This is a genomic window from Pseudomonas sp. SZ40 (assembly GCF_052958135.1).
This window is the reverse complement of the sequence record NZ_JBQWIF010000018.1, coordinates 80249-101660: the sequence shown is the minus strand read 5'-3', so window position 1 is coordinate 101660 and position 21412 is coordinate 80249. Positions and strand designations below refer to the sequence as shown.

The window sequence follows — 21412 nt, the reverse complement described above, 5'->3', positions numbered from 1 at the left end:
GCTAGCGGCTGCGCAACACCCGGGCCAAGGCCTGCCAATCCGAACATTTTTTCGTTTCAACCCATCAGGATTGGACTATGGGCACTTGCATTCGCACTTTGTCCGACGGCACCGTTTTGGTCGCCGCGGACGACACCTGGATCGAAGGAAAAGCGATCCAGCAACTCGAAACGACCGCTCGCCTGCCGGGCATGCATCGGGTCGCCGGCATGCCGGATCTGCACCCGGGGCGTGGCTATCCGGTCGGCGCGGCATTCTTTTCCGTGGGCCGCTTGTACCCGGCCCTGGTTGGCAACGACATCGGTTGTGGAATGGCGCTGTGGCGTACCGACAGCGCTATCGCCAAACTGAATCTGGACAAGCTGGAAAAGCGCATCGGCAACCTCGACGCGCCGCTGGACGACAGTTGGCGTGAGGTCATCGACGCCTTCGATCTTCCCCTCAGCGGCCATGAACGCTCGCTGGGCACCATTGGTGGCGGCAACCATTTCGCCGAGTTGCAACTGCTCGACGAAAGCTACGACGACGAGGCGATGGCGGCACTGGGCATCGACCGCAAGCACCTGCTGTTGCTGGTGCACAGCGGCTCGCGCGGGCTGGGCGAGTCGATTCTGCGCGAGCAGGTCGACCTGTTCGGGCATCAGGGGCTGGAGGCGGGCAGTGATGCCTGCGCCCATTACCTGAGTCGCCACGACGGCGCCTTGCGTTTTGCCGAGGCCAATCGTCAGTTGATCGCTCGGCGCATCCTCGAGCGTTTGCGTAGCGATGGCCAGGCGGTGCTGGACATCAACCACAACCTGGTCTCGTCGGCACGCGTCGATGGCGTTCAGGGCTGGTTGCACCGCAAGGGCGCGACGCCATCGGATCAGGGCGTTGTGGTGATTCCCGGTTCCCGTGGTGACTACAGCTATCTGGTGCAACCGCTGGCCGACGCGCGCAGCCTGTTCTCGCTGGCGCATGGTGCCGGTCGCAAATGGATGCGCAGTGAGTGCAAGGACCGTCTTGCCGCTCGCTACAGCGTCGAGCAACTGGGCCGGACCAGCCTCGGCAGCCGGGTCATCTGCGCCGACCGAGCGCTGATCTACGAGGAGGCGCCGGAGGCGTACAAGGCCATCGACTCGGTGATAGGCGCACTGCAGGGGGCCGGACTGATACGTGTGCTGGCGCGCCTGAAGCCGGTGCTGACCTACAAGACGCGTGGAGGGTGCTGCTGATGATCCTTCTGCAACTATCGGCGGCCCAGGGACCTGAGGAGTGCGCCCTGGCGGTGGCCAAGGCAGTGGTCAGGCTGCAGGCCGAGGCGCACGCCCAGGCTGTACAGGTGCGGGTTCTCGAAGAGGAGCCGGGGCCACGATCCGGCACCTTGCGTTCGGTATTGCTGGCGCTGGAAGGCGAGCAGGCGCACAGCCTTGTCGACTGCTGGGCAGGGTCGCTGCAATGGACCTGCCCCAGCCCATACAGGCCAGGCCACGCCCGCAAGAACTGGTTCTTCGGTGGCGCGCGGTTCACCGCGCCAGCCCCGGAACTGGCCGGTGAAATCCGCTTCGAAACCCTGCGCTCGTCCGGCCCAGGCGGCCAGCACGTCAACACCACCGACTCGGCGGTGCGTGCTACGCATAGTGCCAGCGGCATCAGCGTCAAGGTCCAGAGCGAGCGCAGCCAGCATGCCAACAAGCGTCTGGCCGTTCTGCTGATTGGCCAGCGCCTCGCACAGCAGGCTCAGCAGAATGCCGATGCTGTACGCGCCGAGCGGCGCTCGTTTCACCGGCAGGTGGAGCGGGGCAACCCCAGGCGGGTATTTCGGGGCGAACGTTTCGAGCCCGTGAGTGGGTGATTCGCGATACTGAAAACGGGGCCTGAAACAGGCCCCGTTTTCATATTGCCGCTCAACGAAGGCTGCTTGTCGGCTGGCAACGCATCCGGGGCAGCAGGCTGTGTCGAGATCCACTTTGCTTGCGGTTCGTTAAGTGGGGGGCGCTTGATCGTTAGCGAAAACAGGGGCAGTTCTCCAGGGATCCGGCCTGCTTCCAGCTGTTTGCAATATTTTGCAATGATTGTCAGTCTGCTTTTTGGCGTCATTTTGTTGGCGATTGTTTGCGTGAGTCACGCGCTTCGCTGGCCGCCGTTGCACCTATCGATTATCGGCCATCTCGAGTCCTCGAGCGGTTGCCAGTGGAATACCCGTGCATTGTTCGCGGGCGTCAAATTCTGATTCTTGATGCTGATGAAATTTTGTCGCCCCTCGGGAGCGCCGCCTGCCGCTATGGCGCGGGTTTTAGCCGCGAAAAGGCCTGTGTTTTAATTTTCCGGTATCGAATCGACGCGTTACCTCGGGAATGGATGCATGGTTTTCCGCAATGGATCTGCGGCCTTATGGCTTGTCCGTTTTTTCGCTGACCAATCACTGCATCGATTGTGGCTAGGCGATCACCGGCGACGTCGGCGTGATCCAGCCCGGCGAGTATCTGACCACTGCCGTGACCTTCGCCCATTCCCTGGAACCACCCGATGCGATCGCCGAGCGCGATCACCCGGTGCACTTCCACCTCGACCTCTTCCTCTGATTTTTTGATTCGCCTGTGCCTCGGAGCACCCTGAACATGGACGTTCGCAGCCCATTGTTTCAAAACATCGCCCTGATTCTGGCGGGTGTGATGTTCCTCAACCCCATCGCCGCCACTGCCGCGCAACTGACCGTGGACGCGCAGGCGGGCGGCAACACCAGCCTGGGGCAGGCCGCCAATGGCGTGCCGATCGTCAACATCGCCACGCCCAACGGCAGCGGGCTGTCGCACAACAAGTTCACCGACTACAACGTCGGCCAGCAAGGGCTGATCCTCAACAACGCCACCGAGCGGCTGCAGAGCACCCAGCAAGGCGGCATCATCATTGGCAACCCGAACCTGGGCGGCTCCAATCTGCAGGGGCGTGCGGCAGGGGTCATCCTCAACGAAGTGACCGGCAGCAACCGCAGCCAGCTCAAGGGCTACACGGAAGTGGCCGGGCAGGCGGCGAACGTCATCGTCGCCAACCCCCATGGCATCACCTGCGACGGCTGCGGCTTCATCAACACCCCTCGGGCGACCCTGAGCACGGGTGCGCGGGTGATCGAAAACGGCCAACTGCGCAGCTTCGACGTCAATGGCGGCGACATCGCCATCGAAGGTGCAGGCCTCAACGCCAGCAACGTCGACCAGTTCGACCTGATCACCCGCAGCGCCAAGCTCAACGCCGAGCTTCATGCCAAGCGCCTGAACGTCATCACCGGCCGCAACGACGTGGATGCCGCCACCCTGCAGGCCATCGCCAAGGCCGATGACGGCAGTGAAAAACCGCAACTGGCCATCGACAGCTCGGCCCTGGGCGGCATGTACGCCGGGGCGATTCGTCTAGTGGGTACCGAGGCGGGCGTGGGCGTGAAGCTGGCCGGCGACATGGCCGCCAGTGCCGGGGATATTCAGATCGATGCCAGCGGGCGATTGAGCCTCAACCGTGTGGTGGCCAGTGATGACATCGAGTTGGCCGCCAGTGCAATCGAACTCGGTGGCGATGCCTATGCCGGGCGCAGTGTCGCAGCCCGTGCCACGCAGACCCTGAGCCTGGATAAGGAACGGAGTCTGGCGGCGGGTGAGCGGATCACGCTGAACGCACGGCAGATCAGCAACCAGGGCGTGATCGAGGCGGCCGTGAGCGTGACATTGCCACCCGCAATGCGAGTGGCAATGTCACGCTCACGGCCGATGGTGTGCGCAATCGGGGCCGCCTGTTGGCCAGTGGCGATCTCGACCTGGCCCTCAGCGGCACGTTGGACAATCGGGCGGGTGCCCTTGGCGCCAAGGCCAGCACCCGGGTGACGGCCAAGACGCTGGACAACCGCGGGGGGCTGGTCGTCGCTGACGAGTCGCTGGACGTGAGCGCTGCCAAGCGCCTGGACAATCGGGACGGTGAGATTTCCAGCCAGGGCGTGGCGAGCGTCAACGCGGGGCAGCTGGATAACCGCAGCGGGCGGCTCAGTGCGGGCAGCGTACTGACGGTGACAGCCCATGAGCTGGACAACAGCGCCAAGGGTACCCTGAGCAGTCGTGGAAGCCTGACCGTGCGCGAGGCGGCGCTGGATAACCAGGGTGGAACCCTCGTCGCGGATCGACGCCTGGATATCAGCGGGCAGAGCCTGGATAACCGGGGTGGGGTGGTCAGCGGCAAGGCCGATGCCAGCATCGCGGTGGACGGCGTCTTGGACAACGCCGGGGCGAGCCGCGTGGTCAGCGAAGGCCGTCTCAGCATTGCCGCTGGTGAACTGCGCAACCACGCAGGCGGGCAGATCGGGGCCAAGGGCGATGTCGAGGTACGAGCAGGCGTTCTCGGCCAGCAGGCTGGCGAATTGCTCAGCCTGGGCAAACTGAGCGTCGCTGCGCGCCAGCTGGATAATCGCGACGGCGGCCTGATTGCCGCGCACCAGGGCATCGAGCTGCGTGTCGACGAAGCGCTGCAAAACAGCCGCGGGGAAATCTCCACCCGGGGGCGGGCCGACGTTCGGGTGTGGGCAGGCGCCGGGCAAGCCGCTGCCGTATTGGACAATAGCCAGGCCGGGCTGGTCTCTGGAGGGCAGGGCCTGACCCTCGCGGTCCAGCGGCTGCTCAACCACACCAAGGGGATGCTCACCGGGGGTGACGATCTACTGGTGGTTGGTGACAGCCTGGACAACAGCGCGGGTGGGGTGCTGAGCAGCCATGGGGACCTGACGCTGACGCTGGTGGGGCGGTTGGATAACCAGCGGCAGGGCTTGATCACCAGCGCTGCCGGCCTGGCTATCAGCGCGGCCCACCTCGACGCCAGCGAGGCCGGAGAGGTCTCGGCCAAGGGTGACCTGCGCCTGAGCGTCGCTCGGCTGATTCAGCAGCAAGGCCGGCTGATCGGCGAAGCCGGCGTGCATCTGGATCTGCAAGGCGGTGATCTGGATAACCGCGGCGGCCTGCTGAGTGCCAGGGGGCCGATGACCCTGGAGCGCCTGGCCAGGCTGGATAACAGAGGGGGCGAAATTTCCAGCCGTCAGGGCTACAGCCTGAGCGCGGGTGCCATCGACAATGGTGATGAGGGCAGGCTGATCAGCGCCGGCACCTTGGCTATCGACCTGGGTCAGGGCGTCCTGCGCAATGCCGAAGGCGGTCTGGTCTCTGGTTGGCAGGGCCTGGCGATCAAGGCCGGTAGCCTGGAAAACAGCGGCCAGGGCACCGTGTCCAGCCGCGATGGCGACCTGCATGTCGAGTTGAGTGGAGCGCTGCACAACCGAACGGCGGGCGCACTGGTCAGCAAGGGCCAGCTTTCGGTGGACGCGCAACGTCTCGATAACAGTGCCGGGGGCGTTATCTCCAGCGCAGGGGATCTCAGCCTGGCACTCGCCGACACGCTCGACAACGGCAGTGGCGGCCTGATCGACACCCTGGGCTCGCTCAGCGTTCACAGCGGCGCAGTGAACAACCGCGCGGGGCAGATCAGCAGCCAGCAGGCTGCCAGCCTCCGCGCCAGTGGCCTTGATAACAGTGCCGGTCAGCTGACCAGCACGGCCGCGATGGACCTCACCCTCAGCGGGCTCCTGATCAACGCGCAGAAGGCCAGCCTGGCCAGTGGCGGCCCCCTCGTGCTGCAGGCCGCAGCCATCGACAACCAGGGTGGCAGCCTGCTCAGCCAGCATTTACTGCAACTGACTGCCAGCGACCTCGACAATAGCGGCGGAACCCTCGGCGCTCGCAGCAGCCTGGAGTTGCTGCTCAGTGGTGTGCTCAACAACAGCGCCGATGGCCTGGTACACAGCCAGCAGGGACGCATCGACCTGCACGCGCAGCGACTCGATAACAGTGGCGGCAGCCTCAGTGGTCAGCAGGCCGTGATCGCCAGGCTGAGTGGCGCACTGGACAATCGAGGTGGCCGCATCGAGAGCGCGCAGGGCCCGCTGGATCTGCACGGCGCCAGTGCCGTGGACAACCGCGCCGGCGTCCTCAACAGCCTGCACGGCGTATTGAAACTGACCAGTGCAGGCCTGTTCGACAACGCCTCCGGCACTGCCCAGGGGCAGACCGTGACAGTGATTGCCAAGGGGCTGGATAACCGAGGGGGACACCTGTCCGCGCTCGGTGGCGATGCCCGGGTCGACGTGGGCAGCAGCGCCTTCGATAACCAGGGCGGTGGGCTCTATGCCCATCAACGGGTGAGCGTGATTGCGGGTGACTTCGACAACCAGCTCGACATCCTGAATCAGGGCGGCAAGGTGGCTGCCGAGCGAATCGACTTCAGCCTGTCCGGTGCGCTGCGCAATGGCAGCGGCATCCTCGAAAGCGCGACGACGCTGCACCTTGCGGCCGCTCGCATCGACAACCCATACGGTCGTTTGCGGGCCCTGGGCAAGGCTGGAACCACGCAGATCAGCGGCGGTGTGCTGGACAACCGCAACGGCGTGCTGGAAACCGCCAATGCCGAGCTGGAGCTGAGCGTCGCCGACCTGCATGGCCGCGACGGCCGTATCCTGCATACCGGTGCGGGTCGCTTCGGCCTCAGTGCTGCCCTGATCATGGGCGCTGGCGGCACCCTGAGCACCAACGCCGTGCTGAGCCTCAGCGCCAGCAACTGGACCAACAGCGCGGTGATCGAGGCGGATGAACTGGTCCTCGATATCGGCACCTTCACGCAGACCGTCGCTGGCCAGCTGGTCGCGCGGCGAGCCTTCAGTGGCCGTGGTGACAACTGGAGCAACCAAGGCCTGCTGGCCAGCGATGGCACGTTCAGCCTGGACCTGAGCGGAGCCTATGCGGGGGACGGTCAGCTTACCAGCCTCGCTGCCATGACCCTGGGTACCGGCAGCCTCGATCTTTCCAGCAGCGCCCGTATCGCCAGCGCGGCGGCAAGCACGGTCGTTACCCGCGGGCTGTTTCGTAACGAGGGGCGGCTCACCGCCGCGGGCAACTTGACGGTCAGCGCCGCCGGTCTGAACAACCACGGCACCCTCGGCAGTGGCGCAGTGTTGCGGCTCGAGACGCCAACGCTGCTCAACCAAAGAGGCCTGATCTTCAGCGGCGACGACATGGCCTTGCGGCTGAGTCAACTCACCAACCGCTATGCCGACATCTACAGCCTCGGGGCATTGAGCATCACCAGAGATGACCAGCTGCAACGCTCCAGCCTGGTCGAAAACATGTCCGCCACCCTGGAAAGCGCAAAGGACATGCGCCTGGCCGTAGAAACCCTGGAGAACGCCAAGGATACGTTCGTCATGCAGGGCAAGCTGCTGTCTGCGCAGGCGTACCTGACCTGTATCCAGCACTGTAGTCGCAGTTGGTCAAGCAAACGGGGTCGCCTGACCCTGCACGAAGAGTGGGGCGCGGTCATCGCCGAAGACTCCCCCGCAGGCGAGATTCTGTCCGGCGCAGATCTGCGGATCGACAGCGATAGCCTGATCAACCGTTACAGCACCTTGTCCGCCCGCAAGGACCTCGTCGTGCAGACCGGTGACCTGCAGAACATCGGTGCCCAGGCCATGGCCGGCAGCGCAACGGCGGTCTTCACGGCGCAACCCCGGGAGCGCAACCGAACCTACTACGCTCACCAGGCGCGAGTGAGCGACTTCATGGCGCAGCATGGTACGGCTGCCACCTTCAGCGAAGCGGCCTACCTGGCCATGAAGGCGGGCTTCAGTCCGGCTTACTACGCGGGGATCGATGCGCCGCTCGCCGTTTCAGGCAGCGAGCACCTACTGGCACCGGCCGTCATCCAGGCGGGCGGTAATGTCACCGTCGAGGCCAGCAACAGCCTGGCTAACCTGCAAACCTACCCCAACAGCGCCATCGATTACGGCCCGTACCGTGGCGCCGATGTCACGCTGGGGCGCAGCACCCAGCCCGTCGTCGTGCTCAGCGCACACCTGCCGCCTGACCTTCAGCAGCGGCAGGTCAATCCGCTGAGTCTGCCCGGTTTCAGCCTGCCGCAAGGCGAAAACGGCCTGTTTCGCCTGAATACCCAGGCGGGCAGCGCTGACAGTGCCAGCCAGACCCAGAACCAGAACGCTGGCAGCCCCTGGCGGGTGCAGGACGGCCTGAGCGCTACCGCCAGCCTGCTGGAGACCGGTGCACAGATGCCGGTCGGCGCAGGGCCAGTGCCCAGCAACGTGCAGCCCAGCATCGGCCACAAATACCTGATCGAAACCAACCCGGCACTGACCGAACTGAGCCGCTTCCTCAGCTCCGACTACATGCTTGGCCAACTGGGTTACGACCCCGATCAGGCCCAGAAACGCCTGGGCGATGGCCTCTACGAACAGCGCCTGATCCGCGACGCCATCGTCGCCCGTACCGGCCAGCGTTACCTGACCGGGCTGACCAGCGACGAGGCGATGTTCCGCTACCTGATGAACAACGCCATCGCCAGCAAGGACGCACTGAACCTGGGCCTTGGCGTCAGCCTGAGCGCCCAGCAGGTGGCTGCCCTGACCCACGACATCGTGTGGATGGAAGAGCAGGAAGTCCTCGGCGAAAAGGTCCTGGTGCCGGTGCTCTACCTGGCCCAGGCCGAAGGCCGCCTGGCCCCCAACGGCGCGTTGATCCAGGGCCGTGACGTGGCGTTGATCGGCGGTGGCGACCTGAGCAACCAGGGCACCCTGCGAGCCAGCGGTGCGTTGGATGTAGAAGGTCGGAACATCGCCAACAGCGGCCTCATGCAGGCCAACGAGCGCCTGCAACTGCTGGCGACCGAGAGCATCCGCAACGCCCAGGGCGGCATCATCGCCGGGCGCGATGTCACGGCCAGGGCCGTGAGCGGCGACCTCATCAACGAACGCAGTGTCACCACCTTCGAGTCTGCTGGGCGCAACCATGACTATCGCCAGGACTACGTCGACAGCGCGGCGCGCATCGAGGCCCTCAACGACCTCAACCTGAGTGCAGGACGCGATGTACAGAACGTCGGCGGAGCCCTCAACGCCGGGCACGACCTACGGGTAATCGCCGGGCGTGACCTGCAGATCGTATCGGCCCAGCAGCATGACCTGAGCCGCCAGACAGACCGCAAAGGCAACAGCCGTCGCGAGCAAGTGACCCAATACGGCTCCGAGGCCAGTGCCGGCCGAGACCTTACGCTCTCGACCGAGCGCGACCTTGCCGTGGTGGCCAGCCGCGTGACGGCCGGCCTGGATCTGGCCATGGGAGCGGGCGGCGACATCCTGATCGCTGCTGCAGCCAACGAGAGCCACTTCGAGTCGCACCGCAAGAGCGGCGGCAAAAGGGTCGACATCGAGCGCAGCCTGGTGACCCAGCAGGCGGCCGAGGTCGAGGCCGGTGGTGATCTGCATGTGAATGCCAAGAATAACCTTGCCCTCAGTGCCAGCAACCTGCAAACCGACGGTGAAGCCTACCTCTACGCAGGCCAGCAACTGGCGGTGGTGGCTGCGCAAAGCAGCCACCACTCGCTGTACGACATGAAGCAAAAGGGCTCCTGGGGCAGCAAGAAAACCCAGCGTGATGAAATCACCACCGTGCGTAACGTCGGCACCAGCATAAGCACCGGCGGGGACCTGACCCTGGTCAGTGAGGGCGACCAGCTGTACCAGAAAGCGCGCCTGGAAAGCGGTGCCGACCTGACCCTTGCTAGTGGCGGTGCCATCACCTTCGAAGCGGTGAAGGATCTGGATCAGGAGAGCCATGAGAAGAGCAAGAACAGCTCGATGTGGACGTCGGCCAAAGGGAAGGGCACTACAGACGAGACGCTTCTTCAGAGCCAGATGATTGCCAAAGGTGACACCGTCATCAGCGCGGTCGAAGGCCTGAACATCGATATCAAACAGGTCAATCGGCAGACCGTTAGCCAGACGATTGATGCGATGGTCAAGGCTGATCCCGAGTTGGCCTGGTTGAAGAAGATGGAGCAGCGCGGTGATGTCGACTGGCATCGCGTGAAAGAAGTGCATGACTCCTTTAAATACAGCCATTCGGGGGTGGGGGCTGGCGCCGCGATCATCATCGCAATTCTGGTCACGGTTCTTACAGCAGGTGCCGGTACGTCTGTAGCCGGGGCGGCTGCAAGTGCAACCTCTTCGGCCGGTATGGGCTTGGCTGCCCAGGCTGGATTCCACGCCGTAGTTAGCCAGGCCGCGATAAGCACCATTAGTAACAAGGGTAACTTGAGCGCTACATCCAGGGATATCACGTCTTCTGATGCAATGAAGGGGTATGCGCTCAGTGCCGCCACAGCTGGTATTGGCACTGGGGTTAATCCTTCAAGCCTTGGATTCAACGTGCAAAGTGTTCAGCAGGTTGCGAGAACCACGTTTGTAGAGGCTGGACTGCGAACTGCCATTGTTGGCGGCAATTTTACAGATAATTTGGGTCAAGCAGCCGTCGGTCAGGCGGCCAATATCGTTAGCGGCCTGATCTACAAAAACCTTGGCGATGAACTGCGTTTCTCTGGCACGACAGGCAAGGTCATCACCCACGGCATAGTAGGCGGCCTCGTGGCTGAGGCGGCGGGAGGCAGCTTTAAAACGGGAGCGATTGCTGCGGGGCTGAATGAGGCGCTGGTCGATACCATTATCGATTTGGAGTTCTTCCAAGGGCCTCAACACGCACAGCTCGTGGCCATGACCTCGCAGCTTGTAGGCATGACAAGCGCCGCATTGGTGGGTGGCGATGAGAAGGAACAGCAGAAAGCTGGTTGGGTGGCTCAGCAGGCCTCTCTTTACAATGGACTGGAGCATCCGACTGCTGAGCGGATGCTCAAAGAGCTGAAGGACTGTATGGCCAGTGGTCAATGCACTGCCGCGAAGATCGACGCCATCGACGCGAAGTACAAGGAACTATCGGCTGCACGTTCCAAGGGGATAAATGAGTGCGGTAACAGGAAGTGCGTTGAGTCGATCCTCGACAAAACCATCGCCATGGACGATCCCGTTGCCAAGGAGCTGCTGCGGTTCTTCCAAGGTCGATATGACGTGCCGGGCCTGTTACAAGGCAATCCTGATGCAGTGTCTGCGCCTTCGGTTAATCCTTACAACAAGCATGGTGATCGGTTTGTTACTGACAATCAGGTTGCTTTCGCCAAGTACATTAAAGAGGGATGGCTTACTGCAGAGGAAACCAAATTCCTCGATGGTTGGATGGATTCTACTCAGTGGCTGGAGCGTACTTATGAGCGACCTCTCAGCCTTCAAGAGCGCGCCACGATTCTAGCCTCGTTCTCGGAAGAAGCTTTGCTGGGGATACGAGGTCGGACGGGGCAGGTCATCACCAGCGGTGGGGGTTCGTCACAAGGTGCTTCATCGAGTCGGACCATTACCCAGGCACAGGCTCAGAAGGAGGGCTATAAGCCTTGTTGCTTCGCTGCAGGCACTTTGGTAGCCACCCCGGAAGGCGAGCGCGTAATCGAGTCCCTGAACGTAGGCGATGTTGTTTGGAGCAAGCCCGAAGGTGGCGGAGAGCCGTTCGCGGCTGCAATCACTGCTACTCACACGCGTACTGACCAGCCCATTTACAAGGTGGTGCTGAGCAAAGACGCCGTAGATGGTGCTAGCGCTTCAGAAACACTGGAGGTGACACCTGGGCACCCTTTCTATGTGCCTGCTCAGAAAGGATTCGTTCCGGTCATCGACCTGAAGTCCGGTGATCGCCTGCAGTCCTTGGGAGATGGCGGTGATGGCAGCTCCATCACCGTGGAGTCCATCACGTTGTATCAGCCGCAGGGGCAGACCTACAACCTGACGGTAGACGCTGGGCATACGTTCTATGTTGGAACGCTTGGGGCATGGGTGCACAATATCGGGCCTTGTGTTAGCTGCAGCAATGGGAGCTGCTCAATCCATGCGGCTGCACTGGAGGGCGGGGCAAAAGCGACAGGAGCTGCCGGTGAAAGTGCAGGCGCCATGCGCCGATTGGACTATGAAGCTGCTTCCTACCACGGGAAAATCGATAATGCAGTTAAGAGTCGTGCTCCGGTTAATGGTCAAGAAGTGCTAGATTTTTCGATCCAAGTTAAACCGACATCCTCTCGCCGAGTCGGAATTGACTACGATTCTAAAGATTTTGTTGTTTTTGACAAAACGCTAGATACGACTTATCACGGCCACGTCCGTTCTTGGAGTGATTTGCATCCAGACATGCAAAAAGCCTTGCAACAGGCAGGTATGGTTGATCGTAAAGGTAATATTCTTACTGGTGGGAAACGATGATGAACTATCAAGCCCCCCAACCTTATAATAAGCGAGCTTTAGAAAAAGCTTTTGCTTCGAGGGATGTTAAGAGTATTTGTGAGGCACTTGTCTCCGTTGCTTTAAATGATCCTGATTGGAGGTGGGCACAGAGTAAATGCTTAGAATTTCTCCGCAACGAAAGCCCTGATGTTAGAGGGCTTGCAGCAACTTGTCTTGGACATATAGCAAGGATTCACCGCCAGCTTGACAAAGAAAAGGTACTCATTGCTCTTCGTGAACATCTAGATGACAACATCATCTCAGGGCAAATTGCGGATGCTCTAGACGATATCGATATGTTCTTGAGGTAGTATCACATTGGTATTTTCGCGCTGATGTTGGTTTATCTGTAAAAGTCTCGTGTCGAGCTGATCTGGCACTTTAGAGGAAAAGGGGACAGATTTGAATGGCGCTTACTTACGCGTTAACCAGTTGATCTAGAAGAAGAAAGGCTGCTCTTGGTCTACGGTGATAGTTGCGAACACACACCGAGCCCAAGGAGCAGCCCAGATGAATCCTAGGCGCCAAGCAGCCATCCTTCAACAAAGCCGTACCCATCGCCTCACATCCAATACGGATGCTTATGCATTCTTCAATCTGTTGACCGGTCCCAAGTTATTTGAACAGGTCGAATCGCTATTGCCAGACCACCGGGAGCGCCTGTTTCCTCCAACCGAGGCGTTATCCATAGAGTAATAGGGGACAGACCACGATTATTTATCGATCTTTGAGTGAATCGTGGTCTGTCCCCTAATACCTGATGCCTGAGAGCATAACCATAACTAAGAAACTTGCTGGTTTCGTTGAGTTGCTGGGTGCTCATGTTATTACCGTTGTTTTTGATTTATGTCTTGTGGGATACAGAACTGCCTGCAGGTCTGTAGAAGTAATAGGGGGCACGATAGAGTAATATGGGACAGACCACGATTATTTATCGATCTTTGAGTGAGTTGTGGTCTGTCCCCTAAAGCCGTGCGTAAAGGTAAGTAGTGATGTTGTTAAAGAATGATGGCGCACATCGTCAAATGAAAGTCGTCTATTCGCACTGGAAAGAGTTACAGAAAGATCCAGCCCGCGTTGCCGCTGCTCAAGCGTTAACTTTGAATTCTGGCAGGCCTCTGCTGGGGCTTAAAGGTAAGTATGGGTTGTATGGGTCTCAGGAGTGGTGGGATAATATTTATCTCGGAAATATACCGCTCCTTTTCTTTTCTGGGATTATTGTTCGCGCCTACGCGGCTGGTCAGGATAATAAAGCAGAAAACAACACTGTTGAGTTGTTGGTGGAAGACGGCTCAGTGATTGACATTGGTATATACGTAAATGAAAGCTCTGATGTTGAATTGTTTCGAGTTGGCTGTAAGTTACAAACTGTATATGCGCTTGATGAGATGAAAAAGCAGCCAGGCCCGGATGGTAATATAAATTATGCCAAAGTTGCACTTGAGGTGGCGGTGTCGTTGGGTTTTTCGGATAAGTCGACAGATTTATTTTCTACCTGATCAGCTAAGCTAAACAAGGAAAAGGGACAGACTAACTTTATTGCTCTGGGAGAGCCGTTACAAATCCAGTGTGGTCGAGTCAGACGCCTACTTACTTGTCTGCTGCCGCTATATCGAGTTAAACCCGGTTCGGGCCCGTATGGTTGCCGAGGCCGCCGACTTCCCCTAGTCGAGTTACCAGATGCGCACCACTGATCAAGCGGGCAGTGATTGGTTGGATATTGACCCTTGCGTCATCGCACTTGGCGATACCTGAAAGGCGTCGTATTCGTTATATGGAGTTCATGCGCCGAGCTGTAACGTCAAGTGAAATTGAACTGATCCGGACTGCACTTCAGAGAGGGCAGTTAACCGGTAGTGCTCGTTTTGTGGATGAAATAGAGAGAGTTCAGGGGCAACGGATAGAGCTACGTAGTGTGGCTCATGGTCAGGCTCTCAAAAAGTATCAGGTTTCGCCATTCAGTGTTTACCATCCAGAAGTGATAGATAGGTTAAATAAAGAACAGCCTGGTTATTTTAACGGTAACTGGCTGAGATTTTGGAGTGACAAAAGATGATTTCTGGGAGGCTAGATGGATTAGGTCGTTTTCGTTTCTGGGAAAATGAGTTTTTTACAGGTATTGATGAGCAAGGAATCTGTGGGTCCGGTTCTGGAAATGATTGCTTTGTACTCGAGGTAATGATTCCACACGGCGCGCGCTGTATGTACGGGCTCCTAGGCATAACTTTTCGGCGATGTTCTGTCGAGTCTGGGATCCAGGTTAGGCTTACAAGAAAATCTATTTTAAATGAAATTTATAAAGAATCTTTAGTTAGCCCGTTTGAATATGGGCATTTTGGGCTCCCTTCCGAATACGAAGAAGCCTCGATCAGAGGTCTCGAGAGAGGGTTGGTCTGCGATGGCGTACGGAGTTTTTTAAAGATATATATACGCTGTGCGGCATTTGGAGATGCTTCCTCTAGTGAGGTTATCTTTGAAAGGATAGGGGCGACTTTAGCAGGGTTATTATCGTGTGTAGATATCACCGAGGTGATGATTGCTTCGGCTTTCGAGCGCGGAGTCAGCAGTAGCAATTCTTGATTTTGGTAAAGTGAGCCACTTGGCTATTTGCCGCCATAGCTTGGAAAAAAGGGACAGATTTGAATGGCACTTACTTAGCCCTCCTTGGATGTCCCTTTTTCTGAACTTCCGTGCGTTCCACTTGGCGCGCTTGGGTCAGTAGTGGATAGGGTCTTGGCCTTCGTTTGAGTGCTCGCGGCTCCACTCGCCCAGGCCGGCTACCTACACGCTGCTGGGCGATGAGCATCAGTAACTGGTGAAGGCGCCCGTCAATATCCGAATCCTCAAATTGCCGCCAGGCAAGCCACAGTTGCAGGGTGTGCTTGAAACTCAGTCGGCGTGGTAAACAATCCGCGATTGATGCCGATTGCACCATGAGCAGTCGGATCAAGTTGTGCGCCAATAGATAAACCCAAAGCTCCTTCACTGCCATAGCGGCCGTTTTGCAGCTCAGCATTTCCAGTCCCATGGTGCTCTTGAGGTTGCGTAGGTCCAGCTCGACGTGCCATCTGTCTTAAAAACCGGATCGGTGGATTTGGTGAGTGTTGGCAAGGCCTCTTTAATTGGAGGGTTGACCTAAGGAAAAAATTTGCCAGTTACTATCATGACGAATGTGGGAGGGGAGTACGTTTATAAGACTCTTAAAGGAGAAAGCCCTGGTGCCTCTATGGCGGGTGCTTCTGTGGGTAGCGCTGCAGGGTGGAAAATGGCTGAGGCAGCAGCAGTTTTTGGTGGGCGGTCTATGGGTAATATTAAGTCGGTTCTCAATGCCGTGTTAGGCTCTGTTGTGGCAAAAGAAGTGGGTGGCGTGGCAGAATCAACAGCAGGTGGTGGTAGATGAAAATGATAAGAAAGTATGGGTTTATTTTTTTTATACCAGTATTTTATATTGCCGGAGTGTTTGCGACGATCTATGTTGCTCGTATTTTTGCTGTTTCTTATTATTTGGGAATCAACCATTTCGATTTTATAAAGGAAGCTGTCAGAGCAGGCGAGCTAGGGTTGAAGGTTGGTGGCTTAATTGCATTGATTACTTGTGCGTGTATCATATTTGATAGATATAAAAAGAAAGGCTGTTGAAAGCATAAGAAAGTAGTAATAGGGGAAAATAGTAATAGGGGGCAGGCCACGATTATTTATCGATCTTTGAGTGAATCGTGGTCTGCCCCCTAATACCCAATTTCACAAAGCAAGAAGTAGCGAAAATGGCTCGTAACCAAGGCTGGGAGGATTTGCCTTTTTAAAATGAATAATTTTTCAGATATTGTTTTTCAGACAGAAGCTGGGTGCTTAATGTTTTCGCCTGTCAAAGTGTGTAACGATGAAGGTTTTTTTGACTTCAGGATTTCCTGTGCTTTGGCTAAGGATTTTTCTAGGTTCTTACAGGGGGATTTTGCTTGTAGACTGTACAGTAAAGATATAGAGAGGTTGGTTGCTGAGTTCGATAACCATGTGCGAGGATTGATCCTTGGTGAATATGCGCAGTCACTTTCTTATGTTCCTTTGGAGAGTGATATTCAGATACAGTTCTTAGATGGTGAAGTGGTAGATATTTCTGATGGGTATTTTTCTATAATTATATTGTTTAATTGTGGTAAGGCAGATGAGGCGTCTTCTAATACATATTTTGGATTAGAGACTGTTGTTGAGGTTTCTGATTTCAAGAGCTTTTGTGAGGGCCTGAAACGCTTGATTCTTTAAACGTAGCAGGAAAAGGGGGCAAGCGGAAAGCGGACTGATTTATTTTTCGGGTGGTTAAGATTAAATAAATCTGTCTCCTTTTCTATTGGAATGGGATAACAGATGATTACTGTGAGGTTTGAGACGGGCGATTCCCTTGAGCTTTCTATTGATAGCTTTGTTGGTGCTGATCTTAAAGGTATTAATTTTCATCGCGCTGTATTTGAATATTTGGATTTTAGTAAAGCAGATTTTACCGGTTGTGATTTAAGGGGTTCTGTTTTTTATTGCTCTGTGTTAAATGATTCAAAAATGAAGGGGGTTTCTTTGATTAATGCGGTATTAACGGGGTCTAGAATGAGGGGGAGTGATCTTTCTGAATCGTTACTTATGTATTCTGATTTCACTGAAACAGACTTTAGCTTAGCAAGTCTTAAAAATTCCAATGTGGAAGGAGGAGACTTTCGCGGTGCAGAATTATCTGGTGCCGACTTTAGTGTCTCCGGACTGGATCAATGTAAGCTTCACGGGGCATTATATGATAGTAAAACTATATGGCCAAAAAATTTCAACCCCGATGAACACGGTTTGTTAAAGAAAAAAACCTAAGCGTTGTCTGTTTTTTTCTCTGCGCATTGCCGCGCAGAGGCATTGAAGATGTGTTCGAAAAATATGGTGCTCGCCGAAGGAGTACCGACTTCCGGCGAGGCGAGCGCTTTGGCATACGCGATTACCTAATCACCCTAGAGAGGTCATCCAGGCGGCCCACCTGGATGAGTCAGGCCAGCTACGATCAAGCGCCTGCCCAGCTGGAGGTCCGCGAGCTGAATAAGTAATAGGGAAAAGACCACGATTATTCTCGATCTTTGAGTGAATCGTGGTCTGTCCCTTAATACCTTACCCTAATATCTTGCCGAAACAACAGTATATCCAAAAATGTAGGTGCTAGATTTATGAAGATAAACTTTTTCTGGTGCGGTGATGGTGACGTTCGTGAACCTAACTGTCAGTCCGATTTGGTAGGCCGTGAAGGAGTAGATTTTTTAGCATGTTTGTTAATGGATAGTGGTGGACGTAAATATGGAAGCACCATAGGCTGGCTAGATGAAGGTCTGTGGAGAATTGCGCAAGTAAAGTCTGGAAATATTGATAGTTGTGATTGGGATCGCGACAGCTGGGGAGTGGAACTTGATGGTGAGATTGCGAAGATATATTCGCTGTATGAAGAGGGATGCTTCTTGCTTTTGGCAATTGATGATTTTGAGAAAGCCTTGTTGGGCTGGAGGAAGTTCTTGACGGTTGAGTAACTTGGAGTGCATGTAAAATTCATGGCTGTATACTGGGAGTTCTGTGTGAAGGTAAGAATATTGTCAGGCAAAAAGCTCTTCTTGATATGATCACTATGTAGAACACGCAGAGTATGCGATGGCTAATGGGGGGGCTAATACCGAGCCTGAGGAATCCCCACAAATCTACCCCAGCACCTGAGCTTGGTTGCACCAAGCCGCGAAAGCGCACCTTGGTGTAATCACACTGGTGCCTGATCACTCGAAACGGATGCTCGGCCTGGAATTGAGTCTGTGCGGTGGTCCGCTCAATACGCGCATCGGTCCCTGCCTTCACGCTGCCATTCATGAACAGCGGCGTGCCCGGCGTCAGACGTAAATGGGGCCTGTTTCCAGGCCCCGTTTTTCGTCCATCCCTTCTCAGTGTTGGCGCCCCTCGCGCATTGCCGCATGGTGGGCGGCTCTGGCCAGATCATAGGCGTCCTCGGTCAGCAGGTACGCGGCTTCGCAGAGGTAGCGCAGGTCCTTGGCATCCGCCAGGGTGATGTTCATGAGCGCGAGGCTCTGCAGCAGGCCGCGAACCGCGCCAAGGCGTTGTTCGGCGCTTTCCTGCAGGTCAATGTAGGAGCGGCTGGTATCGATCAGCAGTACGGGCGTGCTGCTCGGGTTGCTGGATAGCGGGAGAAGGTCAGTCATGATGCTGGCCTCCTTTCTCGTAATCAAAAGCGCAGTTTGCGGAAAAATTCGAGGCGTGAGTCTGCTTCATGGGGTGGTACTCCTTTGTCAATGAAGCTGCCACGAACCGTCGCCAAACGATTATGGGTGGCAGCCGTACGCAGGTTGGCGAACCGGGGACAAAGGAGCCCGGCAGACCCGAAGGTCTCCCACGCACGGCCGCCATAACACTGCATTGCTACGGGCACAAAAAAGCGCCTGCAATGGAGATATGGGCGCCTGTGCGCCTTTTGCTGATCGGGTCGCCAAACCCGGTCGCTGAATAGGCAGCGACGTGGGCAGATTAGCGTGGCGACGGTTGCAGTGCAATCCGGTGAGCTCGTTCAAGCTGCGGCGTGGTGGAGCGGGGCATGCCGTGTCTCGGGTTAACGCCAGCGAGTTTGTCAGGCAGGTGCTCTTCCGGGTACCGGGCCCATCGAGCAGGCATAAAAAAACGGGGCCTTGAAAGGCCCCGTTTTTCATTGCATCAGCGTGAGCCGATCACTGCCCAGGAACGTCCTTGCGCAGTTTCACCGGTTCTACGTCGTCCAGGCCTTCCTTGCGGCGGCGGGCGTTACGCAGGCGGATGTTCAGGGCTTCAACGCCCAGCGAGAAGGCCATGGCGAAGTAGACGTAGCCTTTCGGTACGTGGACTTCGAAGCTCTCGGCGATCAGCACGGTGCCGACCACGATGAGGAACGACAGGGCGAGAATCTTCAGGCTCGGGTGTTTCTCGATGAAGTCGCTGATGGTGCCGGCGCAGATCATCATCACGATGACGGCAACGACGATGGCCGCGACCATGACCGGTACATGGGAAACCATGCCGACCGCGGTGATCACCGAATCCAGAGAGAACACGATGTCGATGATGGCGATCTGAATGATGGTGCCGATGAAGTGCTTGGCCGCGCCCTTGGGCGCTTCCACGTTATCTTCTTCGCCTTCCAGGCTGTGATAGATCTCGCTGCTGCTCTTCCAGAGCAGGAACAGGCCACCGAAGAACAGGATCAGGTCACGACCGGAAATACCCTGGCCGAAGATGAAGAACAGGTCAGCGGTCAGGCGCATGATCCAGGTGATGGACAGCAGCAGCAGGATGCGCGTAACCATCGCCAGGGCCAGGCCGAAGAAGCGAGTGCGCGCTTGCAGGTGCTGCGGCATGCGGCTGACCAGAATTGCGATCATGATGATGTTGTCGATGCCCAGGACGATTTCCAGGGCAGTCAGGGTCAAGAAGGCAACCCAGATTTCCGGGTTGGTCAGCCATTCCATTAGATGTTCCTTGCGAGTGAGTGGACGACTAGCGCGAAAACGCGGCCAGGGTGCCGAATTCTAGCGCTAGTCGTGTGAAAATTTCGTCAAAATGTGTGCATCGAGGGCTATCGACGTTTCAGCACACCGCAGTTTGCGCTGAAACGTCGACTGATCCGCTAGCTACCGAATAGTGGAAACACGCCCAGTACCAGGGCTGCAGCCAGGATGGCCATGCAGATCAGGACTGCCCATTTCAGGGTGAAGCGCTGCAGGTCACCGAATTCGATCTTCGCCAGGCCGATCAGCAGGTAGGTCGAGGGAACCAACGGGCTGAGCAGGTGCACCGGCTGACCAACGATGGACGCACGGGCCATCTCCACGGCGCTGATGCCGTAGCCCGATGCCGCCTGGTTGAGTACCGGCAGGATGCCGTAATAGAAGGCGTCGTTGGACATGAAGAAGGTGAACGGCAGGCTCACCAGTGCGGTGATCACCGCCAGGTGTGGGCCCAGTGCATCGGGGATCACGGCCAGCAGGCTCTTCGACATGGCGTCGACCATGCCGGTACCGGTCAGGATGCCGGTGAAGATGCCGGCAGCGAAGATCAGGCCGACCACCGCCAGCACGTTACCGGCATGGGCGGAGATGCGGTCCTTCTGCTGTTGCAGGCACGGGTAGTTGATGATCATGGCGATACTGAAGGCGATCATGAACAGCACGGGCATCGGCAGCAGGCCGGCGATCAGCGTGGTCATCAGGATCACGGTTAGCAGGGCGTTGATCAGAATCAGCTTGGGACGACGAGCTTCCGGGAACTGCGAAACGCTGATCTCGTCCTGGGTGATCTTGCCTTCCGGCAGTTGCAGCACGCCCAGGCGCTTGCGCTCACGCAGACCATAGTAGTAGGCAACGCCGAACAGCACGATGGCACCCACGATCATGCCCGGAATCATCGGTACGAATACGTCCGATGGGTCGACGTGCAGGGCGCTGGCTGCGCGAGCGGTCGGGCCGCCCCATGGGGTCATGTTCATGATGCCGCCAGCCATGATGATCAGGCCGGCCATGATGGTCGGGCTCATCTTCAGACGGCTGTACAGCGGCAGCATGGCGCCGACGCAGATCATGTAGGTGGTCGAACCGTCGCCATCCAGGGAAACGATCAGCGCCAGGGCCACGGTGCCGACAGCGACCTTCAGCGGGTCACCCTTGACCAGCTTGAGGATCAGGCGCACGGGCGGATCGAACAGGCCCGAGTCGATCATGATGGCGAAGTAGAGGATGGCGAACATCAGCATCACGCCGGTTGGGGCGAGCTTGCTGATGCCTTCGAGCATCATCGGACCGATCTGGGCGGCGAACCCGCCGATCAGGGCGAAGATGATCGGGATGATGATCAGAGCGATGAGCGCCGACAGGCGTTTGCTCATGATCAGGTACATGAAAGTCGAAACCATGGCAAAGCCAAGGAAAGTCAGCATGGAGATTCTCCGGACGTGATTCGGCTACGGTGCGAAAAGGCGGTCAGCGTTAGCGACGGGGCGAACGGAGGGGGTGCAGCAGGCGTGGAGAACTAGGGCGGAGCATGGTTAATCACCTGTTTTGTTCTTGTTGACGGCAGCTGCGGGCCTCTCTGGCGGCAGCTCATCGACCGATCTTTGTCGGTCAGTGGGCGGATGCTAGAGCACGAACC

The 21412-nt window shown here is 57.5% G+C and carries 13 protein-coding genes and 3 pseudogenes; 11 read left to right on the top strand and 5 right to left on the bottom strand.

Features of this window, described 5'->3' with window-relative positions; all coding sequences use genetic code 11:
* The first annotated feature begins 77 nt into the window (after nucleotides 1–77).
* The 7 genes and pseudogenes from ACT9T4_RS15625 to ACT9T4_RS15595 form a co-directional block, all read left to right on the top strand.
* Nucleotides 78–1214, top strand: coding sequence for an RNA ligase RtcB family protein (locus tag ACT9T4_RS15625; RefSeq protein ID WP_042554667.1), 1137 nt, complete (start codon nucleotides 78–80; stop codon nucleotides 1212–1214).
* Nucleotides 1214–1834, top strand: coding sequence for a peptide chain release factor H (gene prfH / locus ACT9T4_RS15620; RefSeq protein ID WP_499117825.1), 621 nt, complete (start codon nucleotides 1214–1216; stop codon nucleotides 1832–1834). The genes ACT9T4_RS15625 and prfH overlap by 1 nt, the downstream gene beginning before the upstream one ends.
* A gap of 766 nt (nucleotides 1835–2600) precedes the next feature.
* Entirely contained in the window at nucleotides 2601–3854 is a 1254-nt protein-coding gene (locus ACT9T4_RS15615; RefSeq protein WP_499117822.1) for a filamentous hemagglutinin N-terminal domain-containing protein, read from the top strand.
* Complete coding sequence (locus tag ACT9T4_RS15610) at nucleotides 3746–12202, top strand: DUF637 domain-containing protein (protein WP_499117820.1); 8457 nt, start codon at nucleotides 3746–3748, stop codon at nucleotides 12200–12202. The genes ACT9T4_RS15615 and ACT9T4_RS15610 overlap by 109 nt, the downstream gene beginning before the upstream one ends.
* Entirely contained in the window at nucleotides 12199–12534 is a 336-nt protein-coding gene (locus ACT9T4_RS15605) for a hypothetical protein (RefSeq protein ID WP_156152750.1), read from the top strand. The genes ACT9T4_RS15610 and ACT9T4_RS15605 overlap by 4 nt, the downstream gene beginning before the upstream one ends.
* Before the next feature lie 681 nt (nucleotides 12535–13215).
* Nucleotides 13216–13722 carry an immunity protein RhsI2 family protein gene (locus ACT9T4_RS15600; protein ID WP_499117818.1) on the top strand — a complete coding sequence of 169 codons (507 nt, stop codon included), beginning with the start codon at nucleotides 13216–13218 and terminating at the stop codon, nucleotides 13720–13722.
* A gap of 13 nt (nucleotides 13723–13735) precedes the next feature.
* Nucleotides 13736–14135, top strand: a pseudogene (locus ACT9T4_RS15595) (transposase); the annotation flags it as partial.
* Nucleotides 14136–14873: 738 nt separating this feature from the next.
* Here ACT9T4_RS15595 and ACT9T4_RS15590 read toward each other — a convergent pair.
* A pseudogene (locus ACT9T4_RS15590) lies at nucleotides 14874–15293 on the bottom strand (IS4 family transposase); the annotation flags it as partial.
* 326 nt (nucleotides 15294–15619) lie between these two features.
* On the opposite strand from ACT9T4_RS15590, the gene ACT9T4_RS15585 reads away from it, so the two are divergent.
* From ACT9T4_RS15585 to ACT9T4_RS15570, 4 genes are all read left to right on the top strand, one after another.
* Nucleotides 15620–15862: a hypothetical protein gene (locus ACT9T4_RS15585; protein WP_156152751.1), complete on the top strand. Its 243-nt coding sequence runs from the start codon at nucleotides 15620–15622 to the stop codon at nucleotides 15860–15862.
* Between the two features lie 165 nt (nucleotides 15863–16027).
* Nucleotides 16028–16483 carry a hypothetical protein gene (locus tag ACT9T4_RS15580; RefSeq protein ID WP_179537480.1) on the top strand — a complete coding sequence of 152 codons (456 nt, stop codon included), beginning with the start codon at nucleotides 16028–16030 and terminating at the stop codon, nucleotides 16481–16483.
* 102 nt (nucleotides 16484–16585) lie between these two features.
* A complete protein-coding gene (locus tag ACT9T4_RS15575) occupies nucleotides 16586–17071 on the top strand; it encodes a pentapeptide repeat-containing protein (protein ID WP_499117816.1) in 486 nt (161 codons plus the stop codon).
* Between the two features lie 344 nt (nucleotides 17072–17415).
* Complete coding sequence (locus ACT9T4_RS15570; protein WP_499117814.1) at nucleotides 17416–17769, top strand: hypothetical protein; 354 nt, start codon at nucleotides 17416–17418, stop codon at nucleotides 17767–17769.
* Between the two features lie 187 nt (nucleotides 17770–17956).
* Here ACT9T4_RS15570 and ACT9T4_RS15565 read toward each other — a convergent pair.
* The 4 genes and pseudogenes from ACT9T4_RS15565 to ACT9T4_RS15550 form a co-directional block, all read right to left on the bottom strand.
* A pseudogene (locus ACT9T4_RS15565) lies at nucleotides 17957–18064 on the bottom strand (IS5/IS1182 family transposase); the annotation flags it as partial.
* Between the two features lie 104 nt (nucleotides 18065–18168).
* Nucleotides 18169–18444, bottom strand: a complete 276-nt coding sequence (locus ACT9T4_RS15560; protein WP_231570199.1) for a hypothetical protein — start codon at nucleotides 18442–18444, stop codon at nucleotides 18169–18171.
* 519 nt (nucleotides 18445–18963) lie between these two features.
* The gene (locus ACT9T4_RS15555; protein ID WP_042555099.1) at nucleotides 18964–19737 is read right to left on the bottom strand and encodes a TerC family protein; all 774 of its coding nucleotides are present in this window, start codon (nucleotides 19735–19737) and stop codon (nucleotides 18964–18966) included.
* 158 nt (nucleotides 19738–19895) lie between these two features.
* Nucleotides 19896–21200: a CitMHS family transporter gene (locus ACT9T4_RS15550; protein ID WP_042555100.1), complete on the bottom strand. Its 1305-nt coding sequence runs from the start codon at nucleotides 21198–21200 to the stop codon at nucleotides 19896–19898.
* Nucleotides 21201–21412: the final 212 nt, after the last annotated feature.